General features: G+C 68.6%; 13 protein-coding genes. 5 read left to right on the top strand and 8 right to left on the bottom strand.

Annotation, left to right across the window (positions count from 1 at the left end; translation table 11 throughout):
• Positions 1-17: 17 nt before the first annotated feature.
• Positions 18-545 carry a hypothetical protein gene (locus ABD255_RS32340; RefSeq protein ID WP_344220595.1) on the bottom strand — a complete coding sequence of 176 codons (528 nt, stop codon included), beginning with the start codon at positions 543-545 and terminating at the stop codon, positions 18-20.
• A 142-nt stretch (positions 546-687) separates the two neighbouring features.
• Between ABD255_RS32340 and ABD255_RS32335 the strand changes: the two genes are divergently transcribed.
• A complete protein-coding gene (locus tag ABD255_RS32335; protein WP_344220594.1) occupies positions 688-1,662 on the top strand; it encodes an HpcH/HpaI aldolase/citrate lyase family protein in 975 nt (324 codons plus the stop codon).
• A gap of 51 nt (positions 1,663-1,713) precedes the next feature.
• On the opposite strand, the gene ABD255_RS32330 is transcribed toward ABD255_RS32335, so the two are convergent.
• Positions 1,714-2,391, bottom strand: coding sequence for a peptidylprolyl isomerase (locus ABD255_RS32330; RefSeq protein ID WP_344220593.1), 678 nt, complete (start codon positions 2,389-2,391; stop codon positions 1,714-1,716).
• A 149-nt stretch (positions 2,392-2,540) separates the two neighbouring features.
• Here ABD255_RS32330 and ABD255_RS32325 point away from each other — a divergent pair, with 149 nt between their 5' ends.
• Both ABD255_RS32325 and ABD255_RS32320 read left to right on the top strand, forming a co-directional pair.
• A complete protein-coding gene (locus ABD255_RS32325) occupies positions 2,541-4,166 on the top strand; it encodes a serine/threonine-protein kinase (RefSeq protein ID WP_344220592.1) in 1,626 nt (541 codons plus the stop codon).
• Between the two features lie 168 nt (positions 4,167-4,334).
• Positions 4,335-5,540, top strand: coding sequence for an acyl-CoA dehydrogenase family protein (locus ABD255_RS32320; protein WP_344220591.1), 1,206 nt, complete (start codon positions 4,335-4,337; stop codon positions 5,538-5,540).
• Here the strand turns inward: ABD255_RS32320 and ABD255_RS32315 are convergent.
• Positions 5,528-6,559, bottom strand: a complete 1,032-nt coding sequence (locus ABD255_RS32315; protein ID WP_344220590.1) for a helix-turn-helix domain-containing protein — start codon at positions 6,557-6,559, stop codon at positions 5,528-5,530. The genes ABD255_RS32320 and ABD255_RS32315 overlap by 13 nt on opposite strands.
• A 219-nt stretch (positions 6,560-6,778) precedes the next feature.
• Positions 6,779-7,885 (bottom strand): magnesium and cobalt transport protein CorA, encoded by a 1,107-nt coding sequence (locus tag ABD255_RS32310; RefSeq protein WP_344220589.1) that lies wholly within the window; start codon positions 7,883-7,885, stop codon positions 6,779-6,781.
• A gap of 75 nt (positions 7,886-7,960) precedes the next feature.
• On the opposite strand from ABD255_RS32310, the gene ABD255_RS32305 reads away from it, so the two are divergent.
• Entirely contained in the window at positions 7,961-8,476 is a 516-nt protein-coding gene (locus tag ABD255_RS32305; RefSeq protein WP_344220588.1) for a YflT domain-containing protein, read from the top strand.
• Here ABD255_RS32305 and ABD255_RS32300 read toward each other — a convergent pair.
• Positions 8,433-11,465 (bottom strand): AfsR/SARP family transcriptional regulator, encoded by a 3,033-nt coding sequence (locus ABD255_RS32300; RefSeq protein WP_344220587.1) that lies wholly within the window; start codon positions 11,463-11,465, stop codon positions 8,433-8,435. The genes ABD255_RS32305 and ABD255_RS32300 overlap by 44 nt on opposite strands.
• Positions 11,422-12,468, bottom strand: a complete 1,047-nt coding sequence (locus ABD255_RS32295; protein WP_344220586.1) for an ArsR/SmtB family transcription factor — start codon at positions 12,466-12,468, stop codon at positions 11,422-11,424. Before ABD255_RS32295 ends, ABD255_RS32300 begins: the two co-directional genes overlap by 44 nt.
• Before the next feature lie 261 nt (positions 12,469-12,729).
• Here ABD255_RS32295 and ABD255_RS32290 point away from each other — a divergent pair, with 261 nt between their 5' ends.
• Complete coding sequence (locus ABD255_RS32290) at positions 12,730-13,233, top strand: MaoC family dehydratase (protein ID WP_344220585.1); 504 nt, start codon at positions 12,730-12,732, stop codon at positions 13,231-13,233.
• A 149-nt stretch (positions 13,234-13,382) separates the two neighbouring features.
• On the opposite strand, the gene ABD255_RS32285 is transcribed toward ABD255_RS32290, so the two are convergent.
• Together ABD255_RS32285 and ABD255_RS32280 are read right to left on the bottom strand one after the other, a co-directional pair.
• A complete protein-coding gene (locus tag ABD255_RS32285) occupies positions 13,383-15,206 on the bottom strand; it encodes a GH39 family glycosyl hydrolase (protein WP_344220584.1) in 1,824 nt (607 codons plus the stop codon).
• 17 nt (positions 15,207-15,223) lie between these two features.
• On the bottom strand, positions 15,224-16,837 hold the full coding sequence (locus ABD255_RS32280) for a glucoamylase family protein (RefSeq protein WP_344220583.1): 1,614 nt from the start codon (positions 16,835-16,837) through the stop codon (positions 15,224-15,226).
• Positions 16,838-16,844 lie beyond the last annotated feature (7 nt).

Below are 16,844 nucleotides of genomic sequence, written 5' to 3'. Positions count from 1 at the left end.
ACGGTCTAGGACATGGCTCAGGTCAGCTTGGGCCTGCGCTTGGAGCGCCGGTGCAGGGTGATCGGCCGCTTGCCCCGGGTGGTGGCCGGGCTTCCCGAAGGAGTCTCCAGCCGGGAGCTGCCGTCGTACCGGCCGAGGGCTTCGGTGATCTCGCCAGTGGGCTCCAGCACGAGCAGGTCGGCCTCTGATTGCCAGCGGTCCAGTTGGCTGTCGAGTCCGGCCGCGTTCAGCCGCTCGGTACGCAGTACTTGGGCTGCTGTCGTCCACTCGTCGCTGCCGGGCTCCAGCCGCCGTACTGCGGCTGACCAACTGGCCAAGCGGTTGGTGGCCGGCTTAGCCGGTACTACGACCTCGACCGCGCCTGCGTCGACCAGCCCGGGCAACGGCTGCTCGGCACTACCCGCACGATCAGCCAGTACGACGTACGCGCCGTCGACAGCGGCGAACCACGCGGGAGCAGGGCGCCGGTTATCCCAGGAGAGCCAGACCAGCCCGGCCTTCTTCATCACCCCGGCGATCTCCGCAACAGCCTCGTCAGTCGTCACTCTCCCAGCGTCCCACAGCCGTGCCGGACGGTGAGGAGGGCCACAACGACGGTGGAGGTGAGCGATGTCACCGGGCCCCGGGCGGGGATTTCGCCGTACGCTGCGAGTGACCGACGGGTAACCGAGCCAAGAGGATGCGGCGATGGCTGACGAGACGACCACCGGCAAGGCGTTCCGGAGCAGGCGTTCCTGCCTGGCCACCCCGGGATCCAACCCACGTTTCCTGGAGAAGGCCAAGGGCCTGGACGCCGACCAGGTGTTCCTCGACCTGGAGGACTCGGTCGCGCCGATCGCCAAGGTGGACGCGCGCAAGAACATCGTCGCCGCCCTCAACGAAGGCGGCTGGGGGTCGAAGACCCGGGTGGTCCGGGTGAACGACTGGACCACCGAGTGGACCTACGCAGACGTGATCGAGGTCGTCTCCGGCGCCGGCGCCAACCTCGACTGCATCATGCTGCCGAAGGTCGAGACCGCCGAGCAGGTGATCGCCCTCGACCTGCTGCTGACCCAGTTGGAGAAGGTGCACGGACTGGAACTCGGCCGGCTCGGGATCGAGGCACAGATCGAGAACGCCCTCGGTCTGACCAACGTGAACGCGATCGCCCAGGCGTCGCCGCGGGTCGAGACGATCATCTTCGGCCCGGCCGACTTCATGGCGTCGATCAACATGAAGTCGCTGGTGGTGGGGGAGCAGCCGCCGGGCTACGACGTCGGCGACGCCTACCACTACATCCTGATGCAGATCCTGATGGCGGCCCGCGCCCACGGGAAGCAGGCCATCGACGGCCCGTACCTGCAGATCAAGGAGGTCGACGGCTTCCGCCGGGTGGCCGGTCGCTCCGCCGCCCTCGGCTTCGACGGCAAGTGGGTCCTCCACCCGGACCAGATCGCCGCCGCCAACGAGGTCTACTCCCCGCGCCAGGAGGACTACGACCACGCTGAGAACATCCTCGACGCCTACGACCACTACACCTCGGCCGCCGGCGGCGCCCGGGGCGCGGTGATGCTCGGCGACGAGATGATCGACGAGGCCAGCCGCAAGATGGCCCTCGTCATCTCCGCCAAGGGCCGCGCGGCCGGGATGCCGCGCACCAATGTCTGGAAGCCCGAGGACTGACAGCACAAAAGACAACCTCCGGGGCAGTGCCTCCCGGAGGTTGTCTTCAGGTCAGCCGAGGGTGAAGACCTTCAGCAGGCGGATGGGGCGGACCGGCGGGCCGTCCTGGTCCGGGTCGGCGATGCCGGCCTTGACCATCCGGTCGAAGGTGCTCATCCCGTAGATCACCTGGCCGAGGATCGTGTAGTTCGGCGGGATGTTGGCGAACGAGTGCACGACGAAGAACTCACTGCCGTTCGTCCCCGGTCCCTGGTTGCCCATGGCAACAGTTCCGCGGGGGTAGGTCTCCTTGCCGGTGACCTCGTCGGGGAACTTGTAGCCCGGGCCACCCTCCTCCTGGCGGTAGATGTCCCCGCATCGCAGGACGCCCAGGCGGGTGGTGTTCGTCAGCCGGAAGCACTGGGTGTGGTCGTAGAACCGGGACTTGGTCAGGTGGACGAAGTTGGACACGCCGCACGGGGCGTTGGCGCGGTCCATCCGGACCACGAACGGGCCGAAGTTCGTCACGAAGTACACGTCGACCTTGCCCTTGGCGAGCGCGATCGCGGACGGGATCGTGACCGGCTTGGCCGCGGGGTTCTCCGGGGTCGGGGTGAACTCGCAGCGCACGGTCGGGGGTCGGTGACCTGTCGTTCCCGCGGGCGTGGCGGCCACGGTGGTGCTGGTGAGTGTCGCGGCGAACAGGGTGGCCGTGACCAGGGCGGCGGTTGACCTGAATGATCGCTTCATGCGTTCAACCTAGTACTCCGAGTGGTTCCGGGCACCGCGCTAGGCTCAAAGCTTTGCTGAAGATGATGCCGTCCACTCGCTCTGTGCGGCGGGTCCGCCTAAGGTAGGGCGGCGATCGGGCTGCTGATGAGGCGTTGTGGGGTGTTGGAGTGAACGGCGAGGTACTCGCAGGGCGCTACCGGTTGCTGTCCCCGTTGGGGCACGGCGGCGCGGGCGAGGTGTGGCAGGCGGAGGATCAGGTCCTCGCCCGGCTGGTCGCGGTGAAGTTGCTGCGCCGGCTGGAGGGCGACCCGATGGACGCCGCCGAGCGGTTCCGCACCGAGGCCCGGGCGGCGGCCCGGCTGACCCACCCGAACGTGGTCGCGACGTACGACGTCGGTACGGCGGGCGGCCAGGTCTTCCTGGTGATGGAACTGGTGAACGGGCCCGACCTGGCCCAACTGCTCCGTAGCAAGGGGCTCCCGGGTGACAAGTTCGTCGGGGATCTCGCCCTGCAGGGTGCACGCGCGCTGGACGCGGCACACGCGGCCGGGATCGTGCACCGGGATGTGAAGCCGGGCAACCTGCTCCTGGCACCCGACGGCACGCTCAAGATCACCGACTTCGGCATCGCCCAGGCCGCCGGTCTCGAAGGACCCGGCAGCGCGGTGCTACTCGGTACTGCGTCGTACGTCGCCCCTGAGCAGGTCCGCGGCGAGACAGCGACCCCCGCCAGCGACTGGTACTCCCTGGGCTGCGTGCTCTACGAACTACTCACCGGCAGGCCGCCCTTCGTAGCCGACGACGTGGAAGGCGTACTACGCCAGCACCTAGAGGTGGAGCCCGCACCAGTCGTCGTACGCCGCCCGGACGTGAGCCCCGGCCTCGCCGACCTCGTCATGGGCCTACTAGCCAAGAACCCCGCGGCCCGCCCGTCCTCGGCAGCCGCAGTCGTCCACTTCCTCAACCAAACCGCGCCTGCAGCAGACGAAGGCACCCGCGTACTCCCGTTCCTTCCCGGCGCCCCCGGTTCGGCTGGCGGGTGGGGTGAGGTGGACGGCCCGAGCGACGCGGCCGCCCTCGCGGCCGGCGCAGGCGCGGCCTCCGCGTCCGGCCACCCGGTAGACGGCGGGGCGGCCGATGGCCGCGGCGCGGGCTTTGGGCAGGCCGAATCGATCCTGCCCGCCGGAGCGTTCGACGAGCGGGAGCCTGAGCGTGGGGAAGCCGAGCCGAAGCGGGGCTTCCCGTTTGCGAAGGCGATTGTCGCCGTGGGGGTTGCGTTGGCTGGGGTGGTGATTGCGGCTCTGCTCAGGGAAGGCGTGTCCGAGCCGACAGCCGATGCGGGTGGCGTGCCCTCGACCACGCCGTCGGCGAGCGTGAAGCCCGTGACCAAGCCGAAGGCGACTCCGACGCCCTCCAAGACGCCGTCCAAGAAGCCGACACCCAAGGCCACCCCGTCGAAGGCGCCCAAGACGGCGAGTCCCGAGGCCCTTCGGGCGCTGGCCAAGTTGCTGCGGGAGAACCAGGAGGGGCGCGGCGCCCGGACCGCGCGGGAGGCGGCGAAGGAACTCGACCAGGCCGCGAAGGCGCTGGCCGAAGGCAACACCGAGCAGGCGGTCGACAAGTTCCGGGATGCCCGGCGGCGACTGGTCGAGGCGCAGCGGGAGGGGCGGTGGCAGGCGACTCCGCAGATCGCCGCTCTCTTCGCCAGCATCGGCCGCACCATGCCGAGCGACGGGACTGGCGACGGGAACGGCGACGGTGATGGCGACGGCGACAGGAACTCCGGCGAGTGACCCGCAGCGCCTGCCGCGCCGCCCGGACCCGGCGCGGCGCAGTACGGGCGTGAGGCACGCGACGGCGTAGGGGTGGCCGGTGTCACAGCGGGTGCCGGGATGGTCCCGCGATGCTGGGAGCCGCGATACTCGCCGGTAGACGTCGCGTGACGAGAAGGAGAGCCGCAGATGAGCAGGTTGCAGCAGACCGAGGGACTCACCGATATCCAGGAGGAGATCCTGAAGACGGTGCGCGCCTTCGTCGAGTCGGAGATCCTCCCGGTCGCCACCGAACTGGAGCACAAGGACGAGTACCCCAGGCAGATCGTCGAGGGGCTCAAGGAGCTCGGTCTGTTCGGCCTGATGATCCCCGAGGAGTACGGCGGTCTCGGTGAGTCGCTGCTGACCTATGCGCTCTGTGTCGAGGAGATCGCCCGCGGCTGGATGAGCGTGTCCGGCATCATCAACACGCACTTCATCGTCGCGTACATGCTGCTGCAGCACGGCACCGACGAGCAGAAGCGGAAGTACCTGCCGCGGATGGCGACCGGCGACGTCCGCGGTGCCTTCTCGATGTCCGAGCCCGGCTGCGGTTCCGACGTCGCCGCGATCAAGACCAAGGCCGTCAAGACCGAGTCGGCCGATGGGGTGGACACCTACGCGATCAACGGCCAGAAGATGTGGCTGACCAACGGCGGCTCGTCGAACCTGGTCGCGGTGCTGGTGAAGACCGACGAGGGCAGCGACTCGGTCTACAAGAACATGACCACCTTCCTGGTCGAGAAGGAGCCGGGTTTCGGTGAGGTCGACAAGGGCCTGACCGTGCCGGGCAAGATCGAGAAGATGGGCTACAAGGGCGTCGACACCACCGAGTTGATCTTCGACGGCTACCGGATCGGCGCGGACCAGATCCTCGGCGGCGTACCGGGCAAGGGTTTCTACCAGATGATGGACGGCGTCGAGGTCGGCCGGGTGAACGTGGCCGCGCGCGGCTGCGGCGTCGCCCGGCGCGCGTTCGAGCTCGGCATCTCCTACGCCCAGCAGCGGGAGACGTTCGGCAAGAAGATCGCCGAGCACCAGGCGGTGCTGTTCCGGCTGGCCGACATGGCGGTCAAGGTCGAGGCCGCGCACGAGCTGATGGTGAAGGCGGCGCGCAAGAAGGACGCCGGCTCCCGCAACGACTTCGAGGCCGGCGTCGCGAAGTACCTGGCCAGCGAATACTGCTCGCAGGTGGTCGAGGACTCGTTCCGGATCCACGGCGGCTACGGGTTCTCGAAGGAGTACGAGATCGAGCGGCTCTACCGCGAGGCGCCGATGCTGCTGATCGGCGAGGGTACGGCTGACATCCAGCGGATGATCATCGGCCGCCGGCTGCTGGAGGACTACAAGCTCTGACCCACGGACTTCTGCCGGGGTGACTGGCGGTGGCCGCCGGAGCCATGGCCGGACAGGAGCCAGATACCGAGCTGGGTGATCTCGTGGCGGACCGAGGCGCCGGCTCTCCGAGTGGTGATCAGCCCGGCCTCGCGGAGAACCGTCGCCTGATGGCTGGCCGCCGCGGGGGAGATCTTGCAGTGCTTGGCGAGTTCGGTCGTCGTACAGCCGGTTGCCGCGGCTTCCAGCGCGGCGGCACGGGTCGCGCCGAGCAGCGAGCCGAGTGCGCCGGTCGAGTCAGCTGTCTCCGCCGACGACTGGCGCAGGATGCCCGGAGCGTGGTGGATCGGGTAGACCAGGATGGGCTTCAGTTCGGGGTCGCGGAGCTTGGTCGGCACCTGCCAGCAGAACGCGGACGGCTGCAGTTCGATGCCGCGGCCGTCCAGGTAGAGGTCGCGGTCGTTCATGTCGAGCACCTGCAGGACCGGAGCCGCCCACCGGACCCGCGGGTGCAGCGTCGACAGCAGCCGGTCGACCCCGTGGCAGGCCAGCGCCTCGCCGCGATGGGCGTGGTCGGCCGACACGTGCGTCCCGATGGATTTCCAGTACGGCGCGATCGCGGCGTCGTGGTACGTCCGGACGGCTCGGCCGAGCTTGCGCAGCGAGTCGCCTTCGCCCCGGGCGAGTTCGCGGGTCCACGGCGAGGCCGGCCGGTACTTGCTCAGCAGGGCGAGCTGATCGCGGATCTGCTGCCGCGGCGTCGACAACATCAGCTCCAGCGCACTCTCGAAGTCCGGAGGGGACTCGGCCGGGGTGAGGAAGTCGGGGGAGTAGCCCCTCGCCGGGCTGAGCTCGAGCAGCAGCCGCATCTGGTCGGGCGCGACGCGGGTGCGGACCTGGCGGCGCCAGTCCTCGAAGACGAGCCGGCCGTCCTGGTGCTGCAGCATGTGCAGGCTGAGCAGGATCTCCCACAGCGGTGCGGGCTGGGTCGAGACGGTGATGCGCGCCAGGTCACGTGGGGTGAAATGAATGCGTAGCACAGAGCCCTCCCAGGAACCGATCGTCTCGGCATCCCCCGTATGCCGTCGGTCGCAGATCGTGGCGGAGTGCTGACCGAACGCGATGGTCGCATTGAATCAGGTGCTTCCGGGGCCACACAACCGTTGGAGTCACGCCGCGGCAGGGCAGTGGCGGCCATGGCAAAAGGTTGCCAACTCACGGCTGAAGCGGTAGCGGGGTCAGAAAATGACCACGGGTTTTCAGAGCCAGTGATTGCGCTTGAACAACCGGTAGAGCCCGAAGCACACCGTCGCGATCAGCCCGAGCACCATGAAGTAGCCGTACTTCCAGTGCAGCTCGGGCATGTTGTCGAAGTTCATCCCGTAGACCCCGGCGATCATCGTCGGCACCGCGAGGATGGCGACCCAGGAGGAGATCCGGCGCATGTCCTCGTTCTCCGACACCTGCACCTGGGCCAGCCCGGCCTGCAGGATCGAGCTGAGCAACTCGTCGAAGGAGACCACTTGTTCCTTCACCCGGAGCAGGTGGTCGTCGACGTCGCGGAAGTAGTTCCTGGTCTCGTCGCCGATCAGCGGGTGCCGCAGCGTCGACAGCGCCCGCATCGGCCCGGCCAGCGGCGCGACCGCCCGCTTCAGTTCCAGCACCTCGCGCTTGAGCTGGTAGACCCGCTCGATGTTGCGCCAGCCGCGCGGGCTGAACATCTCGATCTCGATCTGGTCGATGTCGGACTGAACCGCGTCGGCCACGGCCAGGTAGCTGTCCACCACCTGGTCCGCGATGGCATGCAGTACTCCGCCCGGCCCGGCCGCGAGCCTCATGGGCTCGCCCTCGAGCCGCTGGCGCAGCCCGGCCAGCTCGCCGTGCTCCCCATGCCGCACGGTGATGACGAACCCGGGCCCGCAGAAGACCATCACCTCGCCGGACTCCACCACCTCGCTGGTGGCGGTCAGGTCGCCGTGCGGGACGTACCGCACAGTCTTCAGTACTGCGAACAGGGTGTCCTCGTAGCGCTCCAGCTTCGGCCGCTGGTGCGCCTCGGTGGCGTCCTCCAGTGCCAGGGCGTGCAGGCCGAACTCCGCGCCGATCACGGTCAGCTGGTGCTCGTTGGGCTCGAACAGGCCGATCCAGACGAATCCGTCGCCGCGCCGGGCCCGGATCAGGGCGTCGACGTACGAGCCGACCTTCGACTGCCGGCGGCCGTCGCGGTAGAACGCCCAGTCGACCAGGGCGCCCTCGAGCTTGCCGCTGCCGACCAGGTCGAGCGGCTCCGGGCCGCCCGCGGAACGCCTGGCGAAGACACGTCCGACCCGGCGTGTCGCGCTCATGTCCCACTTCCAGCCGGTCATCACCGCGAGGCTATCAAGGTGCCGTCACCAGCCGTCGGCAATGATGGAGTTGGAAGCAAGCGGAGAGGAACGACGATGACCACGCAGGGCATGGGTTCGATAGACCCCCGGCCGACCGGCCTGACGATCGGGACCTACGACACCTACCGGGAGGCGCAGCGAGCGGTCGACTACCTCTCGGACGAGAAGTTCCCGGTCGAGCACACCACCATCGTCGGCAACAACCTTCGCCAGGTGGAGAAGATCACCGGCCGGCTGACCTGGGGGCGGGCTCTCACCGCCGGCCTGGCCAGCGGTGCCTGGTTCGGCCTGTTCGTGGGCGTGCTGCTCGGCCTGTTCACCACTGACGGCGGTTGGCTGGCCGCCCTGATCACCGGTGTGGTGCTGGGTGCGCTGTTCGGGATGGCGTTCGGCGCGATCGGCTACGCCCAGCTCGGCGGCCGCCGCGACTTCACCTCGCGCACCGCGGTGGTGGCGACGACGTACGACGTGCTGTGCGACTTCAAGCTGGCCGAAGAGGCGCGCAACCACCTGGCCAAGCTGGCCCTCAAGGGTGAGGTGGCCCCTCGCCTGCCGGAGCAGTCGAACTAGTGCCCCGGCTGCCGGGGTGGTAGCCGGTCTCGGCCTGGATCGCCGCCGCCTCGGTGGCATGTCCGGCGGCCGGTTCGACCGCGGCGAGCAGCAGGAGAGCACGGCAGACGAGAACGCGGTGGCCGAGCCGGCGAGCGGACAGCACCGCCTGCTTGGCCAACTCCGCGGCGCGTTCCGGCTGCCCTCTGCCCAGGTCCGCCTCCGCCAGGCCCAGCACCGAATCGGCGACAGTGGCCCGGTGGCCGTTGCTCCGGGCGATGCCGCCGGCTGCCTGGTGGTAGCGCGCGGCGTCGTTCCAGTGGCCCCGCAGGCTGCAGATGGTGCCCAGAGCGTTCAGGGCGGCGGCCTCGTGCCACGGCTGGCCGTTGCCGTGGCTGCGGGTCAACGCCCGCCTTGCCCAGCTCTCGGCTTCTTCCAGATAGCCCAGGTCCGCATAGAGCATGGCCGCCTCGTACTGCAGCGGCAGTGACTCGTCCTCGGCATGAGCGGCCTCACTGAGGTCTGTCTCCGCTTGCGTCAGGTTGCCGAGGAGGCGGTTGGCCACGCCGCGATTGAAGAGAGCCACCGTCCTGGTACGGGTGTCGGGTGCGGTCGCGGCAGCTTCGTCCGCGGCGGCAAGGGCCGCGTCCAAGTTGCCGAGGTTGCACTCGACGTTGCTCAGGCTGTTCAACGCGTTGACCAGGGCTCCGGGCCGGTCGAACTCGCGCAGACCGGCGATGCCGCGCTCCAGCAGTTCGGCGGCCTTCGGGGACTCTCCCTGGTCGTCCAGAGCCATCCCGATATTGCAGAGCAGAGCCGCATAGCCGAGGCCGAAGCCTGCCCGGGCATAGAGGTCCGCGGCCTGGCTTGCCGAGCTGATGGCGGCCGAGTTGTCGCCGCTGATGAACTGCAGGGCGCCGAGGCTGTGCAGCATCGCTCCCTGGCCGCCGAGGTCGTTTGTCGACCTCGCTGCCGCCAGTCCGGCCAGGACGATCGCCCGCCAGGGATCGACTCGGTGGTTGACCGTCAGGTAGTGCTTCAGAACGTCTGCCAGTTGCCAGGCGATCTTGGCCGGCCCTCGTTCGGAGGCCCGCTTGATCAGGGCGACCAGTCCGGCCTCCTCCTGTTCCAGCCAGGCGTGGCCCTCAGCCGCTGTGCTGAAGACCCCCGCTCCCTGTTGCGGAGTCAGTCGCACCGGGAGGAGGTAATCGAACCGCGCTGCCGCGTCAGCCGTCGACAGGTACCAGTCGCAGAGGCGCTGCCAGGCCGCCTCGGTGTCTGGCTCCACCTCAGCCCGCTGTTCGGCGTACAGGCGGATGAGGTCGTGCATGCGGTACCGGTCGGCTTGGCGAACGACCAGGTTGGCGTTGACCAGGCTCTCGAGCAACTGCGCGGCTTCACGGTCGACTGTGCCGAGCAGCGCGGCTACCAGCGGCACTGTCACGTCCGGCCCGGGCACGAGACCCAGCAAGGCGAACAACCGCCTCGACGCGGGGAGCAGCGCGTCGTACGAACGGGCGAAGGCTCCCTCGACAGCCGCATCGGGTTCCCCGACCACTGAGAGTGCGAGCAACCTGTTGCTGCCGCGGAGTTGTTCGGAGTACACGGCGATCGAGTCGTCCGTGCGGAGGGCCAGGTGGCTGGCGGCGATCCGCAGGGCGAGCGGTAGACAGCCGCACAACCTCGCAAGTTCCTCTGCCGCCTGCGGCTCCCGATCGACCCGCTTTGCACCGACTACCGCTCGCAGGAGCTCGACGGCCTCACCCAACTCCAGTACTGCGACCGTGGTGCCCAACGCGCTGTCCAGCACGCTCAAGCCGGCTAGCTCGTTCCGGCTTGTCACCAGTACTGCGCTGTTCCGCGAGCCCGGCAACAACGGCCGTACCTGCTGCGAGTCCTTGGCATCGTCCAGCAGGATCAAGACCTGCTTGTCAGCCAGAAGCGAGCGCAGTCGGGCAGAGAGCGTGTCAGCATCACCCGCGAGTGCTTCTGCTCCAGCCAGTTCGAGCAGCAAGCGCAGGACTTCCAGGGGGTCCCGCTCGGAGTCACCAGCGCCGTCCAGCCGGACGTACCACTGGCCATCGGGGTATCTGTTCCGAAGCCGGTGGGCCACGCGCACAGCCAGGGCAGTCTTCCCGGCACCGGGTGGACCGCTGATGGTGACCACTGGCACAGCCGCTGGACTGGTCAGCCGGACCACGATGGCGTCGACCTCGTCCTGCCGGCCGACGAAGTCCCCGATGTCCATCGGGAGCTGGCGGTGCACCTGCCACTGACGCGGTGCAGACGCAGCCGGAGGACCATCGTTCGTTCCGGCCAGGACGGCCAGGTGGACGCGACGGATCTCCTCGCCGGGGTCGATCCCCAGCTCCTCCCGCAGCAGGGCGGTCAACTCGTGGTACGCCGCCAGTGCGTCAGCCTGCCGGGCCGAGTTGTTCAGAGCGAGCATCAGCTGGGCCCAGAACCGCTCCCGCAACGGGTACTGCTTGGTGAGGGCGGTCAGCTCCGGGACCAGTTCGGCGTGCTCCCGCAGGGCCAGCCGGGCGTCGATCAACTGCTCCGTGACCCGGATCCACTCCTCCTGCAGGACCTCCCGCTGATCCCGTACGACGGGGTAGTCCAGCGCACCCGTCAGCGCCTCGCCCTCCCAGAGCTTCAGAGCCGCCGTCAGGTCCTCGATGGTGCCTGCGGCCGCAAGCACCCGGAACTGACGGAGGTCCAACTGCTCGTCCTCCACGTCCAGCCGGTAGCCGCCGGTGACGGTGTGCAGACCGGCGTTCGGGCCGAGCACGGCTCGCAGCCGTGACATGGCCGTGTGCAGAGCACGCTGCGGCTGAGCCGGTGGCTCACCACCCCACAGCCAGAGGACCAACTCCGAGAACGTGACGGTCTGGTTCGCGTTGACCAGCAGGGCGGCCAGCAGGGTCCGCAGGCGAGGAGCCCCGATCGGGATCTCCAGTCCCTCTTCAAGGACCGCTATCGGCCCTAGGAGACGGAACGCGGGACTCATGCAGGTTAGTGTCCCCTGACCAAGGGTCGCCACCTTCCAACAGAGCGTGGCCCAGTTGAGTCGCGCGGTGGATCACGGACTTCCCCTGTCGCCGCGACACGATCAGCCGAGCGTCCCGCAGTACTGCGGTCTGGTGGCTCGCCGTCGCCAGGGTGACCTTGCAGGCGCCGGCCAACTGGGTCGTAGTACAGCCGTTGACGGTCAACGCAAGTACGGTTGCCCGGGTCCGTCCGAGTAGTGCGGCCAGGTGTTCCTGGGTGCTGCCGGCGGTCCGATCCGCATGCAGTAGTCCGGCTGCCCGCTTGATCGGGAAGACCAGCACCGGCGGCAGTGCGTCGTCCATCAGCTTGGTCGGGTTCTCCCAGCAGAAGTACGACGGCTGCAAGCGCAGGCCGCGGCCGTCCAGGTGCATGTCATCGTCCGGGAACGAGGAGATCTCCAGCACCTGGTCCCGCCCCCAGCGCGCTTGCGGGTGGATGCCGGCCAGCATCGCAGCCACCCCGCCGTTGGTGAGGTCTCGCATGCGGGTCCGGTGATCCGCCTGCACCGCCGACCGCAGCGACGGCCAGTACGGCGCCAGCGCGGATCGGTGGTAGACGCGGACGGAGTGGCCGAGCCGGTGCAGGGTCTCGGGCCGTGCCTCCGCGAGTTGCCGCACCCAGTTCGCCGCGGTCCGCCGGGTGGAGAGCCTGGAGAGGTCTCGCCGGACCCGCTGACGTGGCGCCGACAGCATCTCGTCCACGGCGTCGCCGAACTCGCCGGACCGGGTGAGCGGAGTGAGGAAGTCGGGGGAGTAGCCCACCGGCGGAGCCAGCGCTGCCAGCGGACCCACCGTCTCCCGGGGCAGTCTGCGACGCATCCGCTGCCGCCAGGCGCCATACTGCAACGGACCGTCCTCGACCTGCAGCATGTGCAGGCTGAGCAGTACCTCCCAGAGCGGATCCGGCTCCGCTGACAGCGTGGTTCGCGCAAGGTCCTCGGCACTGAAATGAATCCGCAGCATGCTGTCCTTCCCCCGGCCCGGAGTCCGAACTCCGGGCACATCGGCCCCAGATGACCAGGAAAGCAGCATCGGCTTACGGATCGCTCACCTGAAGGTGACGCGGGCCCTGCCGGGGTGGACCGGCCGCGGCAGTGCCCGGTGGTCACTGCTTCCAGATCGGGCCGTTCGGTCGGCGGTCGCGGTGAGAGGAAGGCCACGTGCGTCGGGGCTGCCCCGGGGACTACTTTCGGGTAACCATGGGCGGTGACGGAAGGAGCAGGGATGCAGTTCGGGCGTAGCTATGAGGAGTTCGAGGTCGGCGCGGTCTACAAGCACTGGCCTGGCAAGACGGTGACCGAGTCCGACGATCACCTGTTCTGCCTGCTCACCATGAACCACCATCCGCTGCACCTGGACGCGAACTACGCAGAGCAGACCACCCAGTTCGGCAAAAATGTTGTAGTTGGCAACTACATCTACTCGATCCTGCTCGGCATGTCGGTCCCCGACGTGAGCGGCAAGGCGATCGCGAACCTGGAGATCGAGTCCCTGCGCCACATCGCGCCGACGTTCCACGGCGACACGATCTACGGCGAGACCACGGTGCTGGACAAGTGGGAGTCGAAGTCGAAGGACGACCGAGGCGTCGTCCACGTCGAAACCAAGGGCTACAAACAGGACGGCACCGTCGTCTGCCTCTTCAAACGCAAGGTGATGGTCCCGAAACAGTCCTACCTCGACGCCCGAGGCGGCGACCACCCCGGCCGCCCGACACCCGTCGACTGACCCCACACCAGCAGGCCGACCCCACACCAGCCGCCCACCAGTCGACTAACACGCCAACAACTTCTGCGAGCTCGCGTGCCCAGCCAGGCAGCACCGTTCAATCCAACAGACAACCTCCAGAGGCGCTGCCCCCGGAGGTTGGCGGATGATCAGGTGGTTGGTGGGCGCCATTCGAGGAGGACTGCGGACGGCATCTGCAGGGTGATGGTGACCTCGCCGGCTTCCGACGGCACGGCGGTGGTCTTCAGCTTGCTGCGTTCGGCGAGATCTACCCATTGGTCGTCGGTCGGCCAGTCGCCGACGCCTAGTTCGGCTGCCTCCGCCACCACGTCGCCGGAGCCGAGGCCCGGAGCCAGCCAGGTGGCGGTCGCCTTCCAGGTCGGGTCGACGCCGGGCAGCGAGAGCTTGATGGTACGGGTCAGGTCTGCCGACCCAGCGGCCTTGGACTGATCGAGAGTCAGATTCCAGAGCAGCACAGAAACGCGATCGCGGTCACGGGAAGCCCACGCCTCGATCAAACTCCCACCGCCGTCTCCATCCCACGAGACCGGCAACTCGACCGGCCCGAGCCGGCTCAGCAGCGACATCGCGTGGAAGCGCGGCTTCGGAAGCCCGCCGACGGTCTGCAAACCGAAGCCACCATGCAAGAACCGAGGCGGCCGGCCAAGCTCCTCGAAGTGATCAGAAGCAACCCAGTACGCCAGCGCGTCCACCCGCCCCGCCGCCGACTTCATCCCCCGCAGCAGGAACACCGCGGAGAACACCGAGTCGTTGATCGGGTTGAAGTGGGTCGGCGTCACGCCCCACTCGGTCCACATGATCCGCGCGTCACCGAACCCATGCCGATCCAGCGAAGCCTGTACGTCGAGCGGCGGGCTGCCATAGGTATGCGTGGTCACGAAGTCGACCGGCGACCCCACCGACGCCGCATGCGCGAGCAAATCGTCGACCCACCCCGCCGCCGCCGAGGAAGGACCGCCGACGGCGAGCCGGGCATCCACGGACTTCACCGCGGCGGCGGTCACGTCGTACAACTGCATCCATTCGGCCTTCGTGCCGGACCAGAAGACCTCGAGGTTGGCCTCGTTCCACACCTCGAAGTCCCAGCCCAGCACCTCGTCCAGCCCGTACCGCTCGACCAGGTGCGACACCAGCCGTTCGACCAGCGCACCCCACCGCTCCCACGACTTCGGCGGCGAGATGATCGCGCCGTACTCGAACACGGTCTTGCTCGGATCCGACGCCAGATCCCGCGGCATGAACCCGAGCTCGACCACCGGCCGCAGCCCGATCCCGAGCAACTTGTCGTACATCGCGTCCACCACCGCGAAGTCGTAGGCGGGCTCGCCATCGGCCTCGGTGTAGACCCGGGTGTCGTCATGGAAGATCGCATGTGCCCGCACGGTCCGCACACCGATCTCGTCGTGCATCCGCCGCAACGCCTGCTCGAGCTCAACACCGATCTCCCGACCACCACTGCGGTCCTTGCAGAGCAGCTGGCTGAGCCGTTCACTCCCGATCATCGACACCCACGGCTTCGCCAACTCCGTGCCCTCGGCAACGGAATCCACCGACAGCCGCACGACCGGCGGGTCGCCGTCCCCGACCAGCGGAACAGCACCCACCGACGCACCCGGCCGACCGTGAACAGTCACCTCGGGCACGCTCGCCACCGCGTACCTGTACCCCGTCCCCGGAGTACAGGTGGTGTCGACGTACGGCGGCGACGGAACCGACAGGATGTCTCCGCTGTGGTGGTCCACCGGCGCGAGCGACGCGTCGTCCTCACCCCGCAGGATCACGTAACCGACCGCGCCCGGCACCGGCGACCAGTCGATGGTGACCTGGCCGACCCCGCCGACGGCCGTCACCTCCTCCGGCGGATCCAGGTCTGGGAACTCCAGCTCCCGGGACTCGTCGCTGCGGACCGAGATCCGCTCGTCCCAGTCGGTTTTCGCGTCGCTCTGCTGCATGGATCGGAACTCCAGAATCACTCGAGGCCGGAAGAGAACTGCTCCATCGCGATCAACGGGCGGACCCGCCGGGCGACGTCGCCGACGCTGAAGTTGCGCCGGATCACGTCGCCGCCGAAGACGTTGCCGATGGCACCCATCACCATCGCCTGGTCCAGTGACAGGTAGCGCCGGGCGATCAGCCCGGACTTCACCGCGACGGAGTCGAAGAACCCGCCGCCGCCGTACGCGTGCAGGGTCGACTCGATCCGCGCCAGGTTCTCGATCGCCTGACCCGGCGCGTACTGCATGGCGAGGAACGCGGCGTGCGGCGTGACCACCCCGTCCCCGTACGTCGGGTTGGGGTTCGTCCCCTCGCGGCATCCGTCGAAGCCCTTGTCGTAGTTGGTCGCCTCCAGATCGGAGGGGTAGCCACCCGGGTCCATGCCGATCGCGTCCACGCCGTACACGGAGTACCCACCGCGCGGGTTCGACGCGGGGGAGAAGCCCCAGTACCCGTACTTCGCGTCGTCGAGCCCGTGCTCGATGTGCGCCCGCACGGTGAGCGGGTGGTTGATCCCCCAGCTGCGCGGCGCCCAGCTCGACTCCGGCACGAACAGGTCCGGCATCAGCGACTCGAACATGTCACCGCCCCAGGACGGCACCAATCGCATCCCGCGGTAGGAGTAGGTGCCCTCGAACACGTCGATTCCCAGGTACGTCCGGTGTACGCCGACCGGCCGCTGCTCCACCCAGGACCAGTCGCACGAGTCCGGGAAGGTCCGGTAGGTGGCGAAGTACTGCTCCGGCGGGACCTGTCCGCGGGCGATGCCGATGTACGGCGCGATCCGGGCCTCGGTGTTGCAGGTGTCGTAGTGGAACTTGCGGTAGTACACGTCCGGGCCGGTACCGACGTGGTTGCCCTTGTCGGTCTCCTCGTCCGGCGGCGGCGTCTCGAAGAAGCCACCCCGCATCAGCCCCGCCCCGAGGCCGGGTCGCGCGTCGGGGTTGTAGTAGTAGGCGAAGTTCATCTTGCTCAGCAGCGAGTCCGCCAGCCGGCGAGCTCGCGGCTCGGCGTTGCGGACCACCATCAGCGCGGCCGCGAACCAGCCGTTGTCCACGCTGGACACGAACGGCGTGATCGCCTTGGTGCCGTCAGGGTCGACCCGGAGGACCTCGCCGGTGGCCTCGTCGTACCAGTTGAAGTACATGCCGCTCGGGTCGTGGTGATCGACCTTCGTCATGGTGGTCAGCGTCTGGGTGATCCGCCGCAGCGACTCCTGCGGGGAGATGATGCCGAGCCGGCGGGCGACGACGGTGCTCCACAGGTAGCCGCCGATGTTGGTCGGCGACGTGTACCCGCTGCGCACCGGGTTCGTGACGGATTCGCCGATGTTGTCGGCGGGCAGGCCGGTCCGCTCGTCCGTCATCGCGACCAGGCTGCGCCAGGTGTCCCGGGCCCAGCGGCCGACCAGGGCGCGTTCGGCGCGGCTGGGATGCCACCCGCCGCGGAGGAGGGCGCCCGGGTCGGCGGCGGGGCCACTCGCACCGTGCGTACCGGCGTACGAGCTGGTGGTGAGGCCGGCGGAACCGGCGAGGGCGGCAGTGCCTGTTGCCGCTAATAACGTGCGTCGGCTGATGTTGGCGGTCATCTGAGCC

This window comes from Kribbella sancticallisti, assembly GCF_039530625.1.
GTDB lineage: Bacteria > Actinomycetota > Actinomycetes > Propionibacteriales > Kribbellaceae > Kribbella > Kribbella sancticallisti.
This window is presented reverse-complemented; position numbering and strand designations above follow the sequence as displayed.

Coding starts and splice junctions, on each gene's coding strand:
- ABD255_RS32335 (WP_344220594.1), top strand. CDS start 688: ATGGCTGACGAGACGACCACCGGCAAGGCGTTCCGGAGCAGGCGTTCC.
- ABD255_RS32330 (WP_344220593.1), bottom strand. CDS start 2,391: ATGAAGCGATCATTCAGGTCAACCGCCGCCCTGGTCACGGCCACCCTG.
- ABD255_RS32320 (WP_344220591.1), top strand. CDS start 4,335: ATGAGCAGGTTGCAGCAGACCGAGGGACTCACCGATATCCAGGAGGAG.
- ABD255_RS32310 (WP_344220589.1), bottom strand. CDS start 7,885: ATGACCGGCTGGAAGTGGGACATGAGCGCGACACGCCGGGTCGGACGT.
- ABD255_RS32305 (WP_344220588.1), top strand. CDS start 7,961: ATGACCACGCAGGGCATGGGTTCGATAGACCCCCGGCCGACCGGCCTG.
- ABD255_RS32300 (WP_344220587.1), bottom strand. CDS start 11,465: ATGAGTCCCGCGTTCCGTCTCCTAGGGCCGATAGCGGTCCTTGAAGAG.
- ABD255_RS32295 (WP_344220586.1), bottom strand. CDS start 12,468: ATGCTGCGGATTCATTTCAGTGCCGAGGACCTTGCGCGAACCACGCTG.
- ABD255_RS32290 (WP_344220585.1), top strand. CDS start 12,730: ATGCAGTTCGGGCGTAGCTATGAGGAGTTCGAGGTCGGCGCGGTCTAC.
- ABD255_RS32285 (WP_344220584.1), bottom strand. CDS start 15,206: ATGCAGCAGAGCGACGCGAAAACCGACTGGGACGAGCGGATCTCGGTC.
- ABD255_RS32280 (WP_344220583.1), bottom strand. CDS start 16,837: ATGACCGCCAACATCAGCCGACGCACGTTATTAGCGGCAACAGGCACT.